Genomic DNA, 12,777 nt, shown 5'->3' with positions numbered 1-12,777 from the left:
CTTATGAAATGCAAATATCCGTAATTATCCCGACGTTGAACGCGGAGCGCTATTTGCCGGCTTTGCTGGATCGGCTCCATAGGCAGACGGTGAAGGCGCACGAGATCATTGTCGTCGATTCCGACTCCGGTGACCGGACCGTGGCGATCGCCAGGGAAAATGGGGCCAAAGTGCTCCAAATCCCGAAAGAGCGGTTCGATCACGGGGGCACGCGGAATATGGCGGCTTCCAAGGCGTCCGGGGACGTGCTGGTGTTTCTGACGCAGGATGCGCTGCCGGAGGACGACCGGCTGCTCGAGGCGCTCACGCGGCCGCTGGCGGAGCATCCCGAAGTATCGTCCGTTTGCGGGCGCCAAGTCGCCAGGCCGGGCGCGGCCGTGCTCGAACGAATGACGGCCGAATTGAATTATCCTCCCGAGCCGCAGCACAAGTCGCTTAAAGATTTGGATCGGCTCGGCATCAAGCTTTTTTTCTTTACGAACGTGTGCGCTGCCTATCGGCGGGAGGCTTTCGAAGCGATCGGCAGATTTCCGGAACCGATTATTTTGAACGAAGATATGGTCATTACCGCCAGGTTCATTTTAAATGGCTATACCGTTGTTTATCAGTCGGAAGCGAGAGTCATCCATTCCCACCATTATACGTTGCGGCAGCAGTTTCGACGGAACTTCGACATCGGCGCTTCGCTGAGAATCCACAACTGGATTTTGAAGCATGCGAAAGCGGAGGGCCAAGGCGTCAAGCTCGTCAAAAAACAAATGCAGCAGCTCCTGCAGAGCGGCGATTGGCGGTCCGTTCCCCGGCTGGTGCTGGAAGCTGCGGCGAAGTATAGCGGTTATCGTCTCGGATTAAGCTATCCGGCCATCCCCATGTTTATCCGCAAGAAGTTGAGCATGTATTCTTTTTACTGGAATCGCGAGGAGCACGAACGCGCAAGTTATTCGGTCCCCTTGAACCATGACGAACGATAAAACGAAAGGATGGATCATGATGAACGTGAAACGTTTTTCTTATTCGGCGCTTATCGCAGCCGTAATCGTTGCCGGCGGTTTCGGCCTTTACAAAACCGTATACGCGGATGCTTCGACGGCAGCTCCGGGCTCCACGGATGACCCGATCGTCACGAAAAGCTACGTAGATCAAAAAATAGCCGAACTATTGGGCCAGGGAACCGGGAACGGGGATTCGACGGGCAGCGGCAACGGCTCCTCCTCCGGTAGCGCAGGAGAGGCGGAAAACGGGCAAGGCGATGCCCTGGAGGTCGTGAACGTTCCGTTCGGCAAGCGCATCATGGTGAACGGCGGCGGCGAGCTTGTCGTCCGCGTGGGCAAAGCGGTCGCGTATACGACCGATGCGAACGGGCTGTCCGATCTGACGGCCGGCGCCGACCTCACGAACGGCAAGCCGGTGCCGCTCAACCACCTGATCCTGTTCCCACGCGACGGCCGCGGCGTCGAGCCGGATCCGAACCAGAAGAACGGGTTGACGGTGCTGGTGCGGGGCGGGTATCGGGTGGAATAGAATGGGGTTTCGCCAATTACAGGAATCTACAGAAATAGTCAAAAACTGCGAGGAAACATGGTATAATATTCGATAATATGAGCTCTGAAGCGTTTAATAGCAGGAGCAAATGGAATCGGCGGTGCGCGTAGTTCATGAAGTCTTTTCTTTTTAGGATCATTTACAAGTTAGCAATCTCTATGAAAAAAGTGTTGATTCCGTTCATTCCGCAGTCCATGAGAAAGAGACTGAAGAAGAAAGTAATCGACAGAGCCTTCTCTTTGGAAAAGCTGGACATACGTTCGACATCGGTACAACATTTGAACATTACGGGGATTAACTTAATCGGCTATGCAAGGGCCGAAATGGGAATCGGCGAATCTTGCAGGATTGCGGCAAAGTGTATAAGCACAACCTCAATCCCGTTTGACATTATTAATTTTAAAGGTACGAATACGGCAAGAATGACCGATATGTCGTGGCGGCACAAGGAAGTTGAGGCTCCGCAATACAATGTAAATATCTTTCACGTGAATGCTGAACAAATGGTTGAAGTTTATACGCATTTTGGGCAATCGCTCTTTGAGAAAAGGTATAACATCGGGTACTGGCATTGGGAATTACCCGAATTTCCGGATGAGTGGTTGGATGGTTTTAAATTTGTAAACGAGGTATGGGTTCCAACATCTTTCGTGGCCGAGTCTGTTTCCGCAAAGAGCAATGTTCCCGTTTCCATCATACCCCATGGCATTGAAGTGAAAATAGAAAATCCTCGGAATCGATCCTATTTTCAACTTCCGGAGCGATCGTTTTTATTTCTTACCATGTACGATATGAACAGCTTCCAAGAACGGAAAAACCCAATTGCCTCTATTGAAGCTTTTAAGAAAGCATTTCAACCGGATGATTCTTCTGTCGGTCTAATTGTGAAAGTAAATAATGCCGGTTCGAATAAAGAGGATATGAAACAGCTTTTGGCGCTTGTAACTGGCTATGTCAATATTTATATCTTAAAAGAAACTTTCAGTCGTAACGATACGAATGCTTTGATTCAGTGTGCGGATAGTTACATATCGCTGCATCGGAGCGAAGGTTTCGGCTTGGGGTTGGCTGAGGCTATGTATTTAGGCAAACCCGCTATCGGGACGAACTGGTCTGCCAATACCGATTTTATGAATGAAGAGAATTCGTGTCCTGTCCGATATCGACTTAAAAAAATCGGCAAAGATTACGGGCCGTATACGGCGGAGCAAATCTGGGCAGATCCCGATATTGAACATGCCGGCGAATATATGGTGAAACTGGTGAATGATTCTGGTTTTTATGATCGAATTTCAATGAACGGGATGCATTCGATCAAAACGGACTTCTCCCCGCAGGCAGTAGGTACTAAAGTAGAAAAGCGTTTAAAAGAGATAAGCGATCAATTAGGAGGCCGGTTATGACGATTACCAGTCTAATCATGGCGGGCGGAAAAGGCGAACGTTTCTGGCCGAAAAGCAGAACGAACCTGCCTAAACAGTTTTTAAATATATCCGGCAATAAGTCGATGATCCAACAGGCGGTTGCCCGTTTGGAACGATTAATGGATATACGGCAAGTGTTTATCGTAACGAATGAACTCTACGCGGAGTTGATCAGAGTTCAGATCCCGCATCTCCCCGAGGAGAATATTATCATTGAACCGGTTGGCAAAAACACGGCACCTTGCGTAGGACTTGCGGCAATCCAGATCGAACAGAAATTTCCTGACAGTACAATGGTCGTTCTGCCATCCGATCATATCATTAAGGATGAAGAAGAGTTCATTCGAATTCTTGAAACGGCAACGCAAGTAGCGGCAACAGACGAAAACATAGTTACGCTTGGCATCACTCCTCTTTATCCGGAGACGGGATACGGATATATCGAAAGCACTGGACAAATCAATGAAGTTAACGGTTTAGATGTTCACCGGGTAAGTCGGTTTGTCGAAAAGCCGGACTTAAATACCGCCGAAAACTATTTGAAAGCCGGAAACTTTTACTGGAATAGCGGTATTTTTGTTTGGAAGACGACGACAGTACTTAAGAAAATCAAAGAATATATGCCTGAAGTAGACATTCTGTTGAATTCCATTCGAAGTGCGCTCGGCAGTCCGTTTCAGAAACAAGTCATTAAGTCGGAGTTCGCCAAGATGCCGGACGAATCTATCGACTACGGTATCATGGAAAAAGCGGACAATATTTATGTAGTTCCGTGCAAACTTGGTTGGGACGACGTCGGAAGCTGGACAGCGTTAGACCGAATCAATGACCGTGATGAAAATGGCAATGTAATTATAGGCAATACGCTCAATATGGATACAAAGCATTGCATCATTGAAAGCAACAACGGCAAATTAATCGCGACGTTAGGGATTCAGGATTTGATCGTAGTAGACACCGAGGATGTCACGCTGATTTGCACAAAAGATAAAGCACAAGAAGTAAAACGGCTGCTCAAAGAGCTTCGAACGCAAAAGCTCGAGCAATACTTATAAATTTCAAAGGAGAATTTCTAATGGCTAAGAGCGCACTGATAACGGGGATTACAGGGCAAGACGGATCTTATTTGGCAGAACTGCTCCTTTCGAAGGGCTACAAGGTTTATGGATTGCGGCGCAGAACAAGCTACCCAATTATGGAAAATATTGAGCATATTGCGGACGAGATTGAGTTCCTTGAAGGGGATTTGTTGGATCAAGGTTCTTTGGTTAGTGCAATTCGGAAGGCAAATGCAGATGAAATTTATAACTTGGCCGCACAATCTTTTGTTGGTACTTCATGGGATCAACCCGGTTTAACCGGCCAAACAACTGGCATCGGTGTAACTAACATTTTGGAAGCAATTCGGGTTACAGATACAGCTGTTAAGTTCTATCAAGCGTCGAGCAGCGAAATGTTCGGTAAGGTCGTGGAAACGCCACAAACAGAGACGACTCCATTTTACCCGAGAAGTCCGTATGGGGTTGCAAAAGTATATGGTCACTGGATTACAGTTAACTACAGGGAGAGCTATGATCTTTTTGCTTGTTCTGGTATATTGTTTAATCACGAATCTCCTCGCCGCGGTGTAGAATTTGTAACCAGAAAGGTGACCAACGCAGTTGCAAGAATTAAGCTTGGACTGCAAAAAGAGCTTCGGATGGGCAATTTGGATGCTAAACGCGATTGGGGCTTTGCAGGAGACTATGTAAAAGCGATGTGGCTTATGCTGCAGCAAGACAAACCGGACGATTATGTCATCGCTACGGGAGAAACGCATACGGTTGAAGAGCTTGTGCAAATCGCGTTCAGTCATGTAGGACTGAATTGGCAGGATTATGTTGTTATCGATCCGAAGTTCATTCGGCCAGCCGAAGTGGATTTGCTTCTTGGAGATCCGACGAAAGCAAAGAAAAAGCTTGGCTGGGAGTTGGAAGTCGGTTTCGAGCAATTGGTACAAATGATGGTGGAGAGCGATTTAGAGAAGGCTTCAAGATATGGCAAGGTATTAAACTACCTTTGAGAGCGGTGAAAATATGAGGGCAATTATTACCGGAATTAACGGCTTTGTGGGGAGACACTTAGCCAGTTATTTAATTGAAAAAGAGTACGAAGTTTGGGGGACAACCAGACAAACTTCAATTATGGCTATTCATAGTTTGCCGTGGAATATTTTATCTGTTGACTTGAATGATGAAAATCAATTAATCAAACATCTGAATGAGATCAGACCGGATTATATATTTCATCTTTCGGGACAGAGTTCTGTGAAAAAGTCCTGGGAAAATGTTAAAGACACCTTCCAATCAAATGTGGATCATACGATATCCTTGTTAGAAGCAATAAAAAAAAGCGATGTTTCTGCTTCAGTTAAAATTATTACAGTAGGTTCTTCCGAGGAATATGGCAAGGTTCCAACAGATATGATGCCGATTAAGGAATCGACTCCCTTACAGCCGATTAGTCCTTATGGAGTATCTAAAGCTTCTGTATCAATGTTGGCTCAGCATTATTACAATGCATATGGAATAAGAATTGTTCATGCCAGACCTTTTAATCATATTGGTCCGATGCAACGTATTGGTTTTGTTGCATCGGATTTTGCTAAGCAAATTGCTGAAATTGAATTTGGACTAAAAGCGCCCTTAATAGAGGTAGGCAATCTTAATTCGGAGCGGGATTTTTGCGACGTAAGAGATATTGTTTCTGCGTACGAATCCTTATTGAAAAATGCAAGATTTGGAGAGATATATAATGTTTGCTCTGGAAAACCGGTAACCATCCGTTTTATCCTTGAGCAATATATCAGCTTTAGTACTTTTAGTAACATTGAAGTTAGGGAAAATCAAGCTTTGCATAGGCCGGTGGATTATCCTCGTTATTATGGTGATCCTACGAAAATACATGAGCAGACGGGATGGAGCAATCGAATTGCTATCAAACAGTCTTTAGAAGATATATTAAACTACTGGAGAACTGAAATATCCAGCAACTCTAAGGAGTATTCCCGTAATGTTTAAAAAGGCAAAAGAAATATATGCCTACAGGCAAATGCTGGAAAGTCTGGTTCTAACTGATTTAAGGACACGTTATAAGGGTTCTTTTCTAGGTTTTTTTTGGACTCTTCTCAACCCATTGCTTATGTTGTTGGTTTATTCTATTGTCTTCAAATTTGTTGTAAGAATAGAAATGGATAATTATACGGCATACTTATTTATTGGTTTAATATCGTGGAATATTTTAAGCCAATCTATTACTGCTGGATCCAGTGCTGTTATAAGAAACGCCGGCCTAGTAAAAAAGATTTACTTTCCTAAAGAAATATTGCCACTGGCTGTTGTCTCGGGAGGATTCATAAATTATTTTTTCAGTTTGATTATTCTAATTCCAATACTGTTAATAGCAAAGGTTCAGGTTGGTTTGCCATTATTATTGCTGCCGCTTGTTTTATTAATTTATTTTATTTTCACATTATCGTTGGCTTTATTGATATCCGGACTGAATGTTTATTTTCGTGACCTTGAGCATATTATGGGGATTTTGGTTATGGTTTGGTTTTATCTGACCCCTATCGTATTTCCAAGCAATATGATTCCTGAAGAAATAGGCTATATTTTTGATTATAACCCTATGCGAGTCATAATAGAAAGCTTCCAGCAGATTTTCTTTTATAATCAATACCCCAATACGGTTGAATTGCTGGTTGTTGCACTTTTATCAAGCGTTCTTCTCATACTTTCTTTAAAGGTGTTCAAAAAACTTAGTCGTCATTTTGCCGAAGAAATATAAGGGTGGTAAATTAGATGGAAGTCATTCAAGTCAGTAATGTGACTAAATCTTTCAAAATATATAAGGAACGTGCATCAACATTAAAAGAGCGCATTTTGGGCAGGCGGAACAAAGCGGAAGTTTTTACAGCACTGGATAACGTATCTTTAACTATTTCAAAAGGTGAGACGGTTGGATTACTTGGAAGAAATGGTTCTGGAAAAAGTACACTTTTAAAGCTCCTGACGGGAATCCTGTATCCGGATCGGGGAACGATAGATGTAGAGGGAAAGGTTTCAAGCTTATTGGAGCTCGGAGCGGGGTTTCATCCCGATTTTACAGGCAGAGAAAACATCTATATGAATGCCGCGATTTTGGGCTTAAATAAGAAAGAAATCAAAGCAAAACTAAATGATATTATTACTTTTTCTGAACTAAAAGATTATATTGAAAATCCGGTTCGAAATTATTCTTCGGGGATGTACATGCGGTTGGCGTTTTCCGTTGCGATTATGGTTGAACCGGATATTTTATTAATTGACGAAGTATTGGCTGTCGGTGACACTGCATTCCAGCAAAAATGCATGGACCAGTTATTGAAGCTCAAAAGTAATGGAACGACTATCGTTTTTGTTTCGCATGACTTGGGAGCTATGGAAAAGCTATGTGACCGGGTCGTTTGGATTAATAATAGTAAAGTGGTTGACGATGGTAGTCCAAGACGAGTTATTGATAAGTACCTGACTTATTTGAGCGAAGAAGAAAATAAAAGATTAATTGAAGAAGATATGGTAATAGAACCTGACTCATCGGTCCCAATCGATGAGCTGGAAGTTGAAGAAAAAAATGAAACTGCAAATAGATGGGGAAACCGTGATGTTGAAATTACGGATGTGATCTTTACTGATGGCCAAAACAATAAAAAGCTAGGTTTTCTTTCCGGAGAGAGGATGCATATAAAACTTAAGTTTAGAGCAAAGAAAAATATCGAAAACCCGGTATTTGGAGTCAGTATAGTCACAATAAATAATATCCATTGTTATGGAACAAACACTTCGATTGATCAATTTGTTGTTAAGGATCTAAAGCAATCAGATCAAGGAGAGATGGAATTTGTAGTACCTTCATTGGATTTAGTATCGGGTACTTATCTCGTATCTGTTGCGGTTCACGATACAAATGGGAATCAATATGATTACCATGATAAAAAATACTCCTTTAAGGTTTCAAGTACAATAAATGACGTTGGGATTGTAAAATTAAAGCATATTTGGAGATTTAGAGAGATTTAGGAGGGGATACCATGAGAAAAACATTCACCCCTGGGGATGTTATGAATCAAATAAGAACTGTCGTGCGCCAAGATAAGGTAAATTTCCTTGAAAATGAACCTTCAATTAATGAGCTGCAGGATAGCACACCGGTTGGAGAGCAAATGCAAAAGCTAAATCAGCAATTAAAAAGATTATCTCAGCGGGTAACCCCCAATATGCCCGTCGCTTTTGTAGAACCTCAGTTAGTATCAAGATTTAAATTATTAGGAAAAGTACTTGTTCCGATTCGGAAATTCGGAACCCGATTATTTACAAAATGGTATGTAGATGTTTTCTCACATCAACAAAAGTACTTGAATCAAGAAATATGGTTTGGATTAAATGCAGCTGTTGAAGCGCTTAATAATCAGACGAGAGTTATTTCTCATCTTAAGGAAAAGAATGCTTCATTACAAAATGAATTATTTAAACAGGATGAACTGCTCCATGCACTGAGAGACGAATTGCTAAAAGTTAAGAAACAGATTGAAGATGAAAAAAGAATGGATTTCGATTATTCCACATTTGCAAATAAATTTAGTGCAGAGCCAGACGAAGTAAAGCGAATCTATTCGAAATATATGCCATATTTTCAAAATAGCGAAGTGGTAGTTGATTTGGGGTGCGGGAAAGGTTACTTCCTAGAACTACTTCAAGAGCATGGAATTCGCGGATACGGAGTTGACTCTAACCCACGCTTAATTGAGGAATGTGTCTCCAAAGGCTTCCAAGCTGAAGTCAACGATGTGCTTAATTTCCTATCGGAGGCCAAGGATAGCTGTTTGGACGGTATATTTGTCGGACACGTCATTGAACATTTATCTGTCAAGCATAAAATAGAATTTATTCAATTACTTTATAGAAAGTTAAAAAAAGACGGAACTCTTGTAATTGAGACTCCGAATACTACTTCAACTTATGTAATGCATAATGTATATTACCTGGACCCAACACACGAAAAACCTCTTTTCCCGGAGGCATTAAAGCACTTGTTTGAAATAACAGGCTTCACGGTAGTAGCTTCTTTTTTGAGTGAGGAAATTGTTCCGAAAATAAATGAAGCCAATCACTTCTACAATTTTTCTCTTGTCTTAAAAAAATAATTATTGGGAGAGTTATATGAAAATTGCAGTTGTTACTCCATGGTTCTCGGATAGTATTTCTGGAGGGGCAGAGCGATTTGCCGGCGGGATTGCCAAGAGTTTATTGAATGCGGGTTGTAATGTTGAGATTCTGACTACTTGTGGCAGAGATTCTTTTTGGGACTGGGGGAAGGACTATTATAATGAGGGTTTATCCGTTGTAGGTGAGTTAAAAATTAGACGGTTTTCCCTAAGAAAAAGAAATCTGGAGTTATACGAGCAGTTAATGGGGAAGATGATACAAAAAAATAAATTGTCTTATACAGAAGAAATGCAGTTATTGCTGGAAACGGTCAACAGTGACTCAATGTATAATTTTATAGATAATAATGCAAATGAGTATATCTTTATTTTTATTCCATATCTTTATGGAACTACCTTTTGGGGGAGTAAAATCAAGCCATCCCACTCTTTCATTGTACCCTGTGTACATGATGAGGATATGGCTTATTTCAGTTCAATCGGTCATATGTTTCAGCGGTCACAAGGTTTATTGTTCAATACAATAGAGGAAAAAGAATTTACTTTGCAGTTGCATGGAATTGCTGAAGAAGACTGCATTGTTTCAGGTGGAGGAGTAGAGCTTGCATCAAAGCCTAACCCGGAGACATTTAAACAAAAGTATAAAATTAGTGGCGACTATTTTGTATATGTTGGACGTCAAGTATCTGGGAAGAATGTTCCCCAGCTTCTTGAATTTTTTTCTCGTTACAATGAAGAGATTCGCCCGGACGTTAAGCTCGTATTTGTAGGCAAGGGAGAGGAACAGCTTGTTGAAGTGATGAAAAACTCTCCTAACATTGTTCACATTGGAGAAGTAGATGATCAGGATAAATACGATGCGATGGCAGGAGCTCTTGCACTCATCCAGCCATCGCTAATGGAGAGCTTTTCAATTGTAATTATGGAAAGTTGGCTTTGTGGCACTCCGGTTATCGTTCATGAATTATGTGCAGTAACAAAGGGACACTGCGTGAGGAGTGGCGGCGGATCATTCTATAAGGATTATGAAAGCTTTAAAAATTTGATGCAAGAGTTTTCATCTCCAAAGCTCAATCTTAAGGAAATGGGAGAGAAAGGCCGCCAATATGTTGAGCAGTTTTATACGTGGCCCAAAACAGCAGAACGTATATTAAATTTTTTTGACTCCAAGGGTTTTAATAAGGAGGAATTGATTTCATGAGGCTGCTTATTGATGTGCAAACTTTATATACAAATGAAAAAAATAGAGGCATAGGCATTTATACTTATAATTGGCTTAAAAATATCGTTACCAAGGATAAAGCATCGCGTTTTTTCCTAATGAGAAAAAAAAACAATACATGGCAATTTACGTTTGTTTCGGAATTTCTTTCGTTGGATGATAGGATCAATCGAGATCAATATTGGGAAGAATCAGATATTAACGAATTTATATTGAGAAACAAGATAGATATTATCCATTTTACCAGTCCATTTATGTTCGATATTGAAGTGCCTGATATGACGCAATTAAAGGTAAAAAAAACCTACCTTGTTTACGACCTAATCCCGATTATAATGAAGGAACATTACTATGACACTTGGCCTGATCATATTAGAAAAATCTATGACGAACGATGTAAAATCGTTTCGAAGGCCGATTTAATTTTAACGATATCCCAAGCCTCCAAGAACGATTTGGTCCAGAGATTAAGTATTAACCCAGGCAGGATTGAAGTGATTTATGCGTCAACCAATGAGGAATTGTATCAGAATTCAAGAACCGGCATGGAACCTGATATTCTTGAGGAAGAATTAGGCTTGAGTTCTCCTTTTATTTATTCTTTAACTGGATATGATGTTAGAAAAAATAATAAGGGTCTTATCAAAGCTTTTTCTAATATATCTTCCGCATATCCCGAACTAAAGTTAGTGATTAGCGGGATAAAGAATGATCTTGAACAAAACGAATTTAAACAATACGCATCATCTATAAATGCTCCGGTTGACAGAATTATCTTTTTGGGTTTTGTGAGCGAAGAATGTTTGGTTGCATTATATAGAGAATGTGAAGTATTTGTTTTTCCCTCCCTTTACGAAGGCTTTGGTTTGCCCGTATTGGAAGCGATGAGGGTAGGGGCTCCTGTTATAACGACAAATTGCTCCTCATTAGTAGAAGTAGCCGGAGAGGCTGCTATATTGGTCAAACCTGATGATGATGAGGAATTGGTTCAGGCCCTCCATAGTGTTTTGGAGGATTCAACGGTCAAGCAACAATTGAAGGAGAAAAGCTTAAAGCAATCCCAATTTTTTAATTGGAATAACGTAACGCTTGATAGTATGCAAACTTTAAAAAAACTTTTGAATAATATAATGGAGGAAACGACAAACGGCAAGCCAATATTGGCATTCGTTAGTCCGCTTGCTCCTCAAGTATCCGGAATAGCAGATTACAGCGAAGAAATGTTGATCTATCTTAGAGATTATTTTGAAATTAAAATAATTGTAAATGGTATAACACCGTCAAATGCATTTATATCGGAGAACTTTGAAGTTATTGATGTAAAAAAACAACAGTCGAGGTTAGACTCCATTTCCTATCGTCTCTATCATATGGGAAATAATGAGTTGCACGATTGGATTTACGAATTGCTTAAGAAATACCCGGGAACGGTTTTGCTGCATGATTTGAATCTTTTTGGGTTCTTTATGCATACTACGTTTGTAAAAGGATTTAAAGAACAATTCCGTAATGAACTAACTTATGCATATGGCCCGGAAGGATTTGAAGCAGGCAGACAGCTATTAGAGAACGGCACGTATCCGAATAGTCAGCAATTCCCGTTATTCCACAAAGTTGTTGATTTAAGCAATGGTTTGATCGTTCATAGCAAATGGCTAAAGGAAACGATAGAAACATCAGCTTCATTTACCGGCGATATTAAAGTCGTTCCGCATGGGGTTGCTTTCGATCCAAGCCTAGAATCGCCTCAAGTGGATGAGATGAGAAACCATCTCAGAATGGATCCCAAAAAATTTACTATCGGCGTGTTTGGTAATATGATTCCAAACAAGCGGATAGATGTTATCATTCGATGTTTTGCAAGTTTATTAAAAACAAATCCGAACACGGATTTATATATAGTTGGTCACGCTGAACAAAATGTAAAGCAGGATTTGTTAAAGCTCGTAAAACATTTTGGCATTTCACATAATGTGAAATTTATTTATTCGCCGGATATTATAGATTTCAAGCGATATATTATGGCTAGTAATCTATGTATTAACTTAAGATGGCCAACTATGGGAGAGACTTCGGGAACTTTAACGCGTGCACTAGGCTACGGTATTCCTTGTATCGTTTCGAATGTAGGTTCATATCAAGAATATCCGGATAATTGTGTTTGGAAGGTCGACTGCGATGTTTATGAGGAGGAGTTATTGTTAGCATACTTACTGGAATTGGTAAATAATAAAGGGATAAGAAGTGATATGAGTCAGCGTGCTCTTGAATTTATTAAATCTTGTGATTTTAAGAATACGACAAAGGAAATCTCGCACTTTATTTTGCGTAAATAAATGAAGGGG

General features: G+C 40.9%; 11 protein-coding genes. All 11 read left to right on the top strand.

The window, feature by feature from the left end; translation table 11 throughout:
- Positions 1-8: 8 nt before the first annotated feature.
- The 11 genes from JW799_RS04990 (at position 9) to JW799_RS04940 (ending at position 12,768) form a co-directional block, all read left to right on the top strand.
- Positions 9-971, top strand: a complete 963-nt coding sequence (locus JW799_RS04990; RefSeq protein ID WP_205428885.1) for a glycosyltransferase family 2 protein — start codon at positions 9-11, stop codon at positions 969-971.
- Between the two features lie 16 nt (positions 972-987).
- Positions 988-1,521 carry a hypothetical protein gene (locus JW799_RS04985; protein ID WP_240353148.1) on the top strand — a complete coding sequence of 178 codons (534 nt, stop codon included), beginning with the start codon at positions 988-990 and terminating at the stop codon, positions 1,519-1,521.
- A gap of 179 nt (positions 1,522-1,700) precedes the next feature.
- The gene (locus tag JW799_RS04980; protein ID WP_240353147.1) at positions 1,701-2,945 is read left to right on the top strand and encodes a glycosyltransferase; all 1,245 of its coding nucleotides are present in this window, start codon (positions 1,701-1,703) and stop codon (positions 2,943-2,945) included.
- The gene (locus tag JW799_RS04975) at positions 2,942-4,021 is read left to right on the top strand and encodes a mannose-1-phosphate guanylyltransferase (protein ID WP_080832565.1); all 1,080 of its coding nucleotides are present in this window, start codon (positions 2,942-2,944) and stop codon (positions 4,019-4,021) included. Before JW799_RS04980 ends, JW799_RS04975 begins: the two co-directional genes overlap by 4 nt.
- Positions 4,022-4,041: 20 nt before the next feature.
- Positions 4,042-5,028 carry a GDP-mannose 4,6-dehydratase gene (gene gmd, locus JW799_RS04970; protein ID WP_080832564.1) on the top strand — a complete coding sequence of 329 codons (987 nt, stop codon included), beginning with the start codon at positions 4,042-4,044 and terminating at the stop codon, positions 5,026-5,028.
- Positions 5,029-5,041: 13 nt separating this feature from the next.
- Entirely contained in the window at positions 5,042-6,025 is a 984-nt protein-coding gene (locus JW799_RS04965; protein ID WP_080832563.1) for a GDP-mannose 4,6-dehydratase, read from the top strand.
- Positions 6,018-6,794, top strand: a complete 777-nt coding sequence (locus JW799_RS04960) for an ABC transporter permease (protein ID WP_205428884.1) — start codon at positions 6,018-6,020, stop codon at positions 6,792-6,794. Before JW799_RS04965 ends, JW799_RS04960 begins: the two co-directional genes overlap by 8 nt.
- Before the next feature lie 14 nt (positions 6,795-6,808).
- A complete protein-coding gene (locus tag JW799_RS04955; RefSeq protein ID WP_205428883.1) occupies positions 6,809-8,065 on the top strand; it encodes an ABC transporter ATP-binding protein in 1,257 nt (418 codons plus the stop codon).
- 11 nt (positions 8,066-8,076) lie between these two features.
- Positions 8,077-9,189: a class I SAM-dependent methyltransferase gene (locus JW799_RS04950; RefSeq protein ID WP_205428882.1), complete on the top strand. Its 1,113-nt coding sequence runs from the start codon at positions 8,077-8,079 to the stop codon at positions 9,187-9,189.
- Between the two features lie 16 nt (positions 9,190-9,205).
- On the top strand, positions 9,206-10,411 hold the full coding sequence (locus JW799_RS04945; protein WP_080832559.1) for a glycosyltransferase family 4 protein: 1,206 nt from the start codon (positions 9,206-9,208) through the stop codon (positions 10,409-10,411).
- Entirely contained in the window at positions 10,408-12,768 is a 2,361-nt protein-coding gene (locus JW799_RS04940; protein ID WP_080832558.1) for a glycosyltransferase, read from the top strand. Before JW799_RS04945 ends, JW799_RS04940 begins: the two co-directional genes overlap by 4 nt.
- The last annotated feature ends 9 nt before the right edge of the window (positions 12,769-12,777 follow it).

It is taken from the genome of Cohnella algarum (assembly GCF_016937515.1).
Taxonomy (GTDB): Bacteria; Bacillota; Bacilli; order Paenibacillales; family Paenibacillaceae; genus Cohnella; species Cohnella algarum.
Note: the sequence above shows the minus strand (reverse complement) of the source record. Positions and strands in the feature narration are given on the sequence as shown.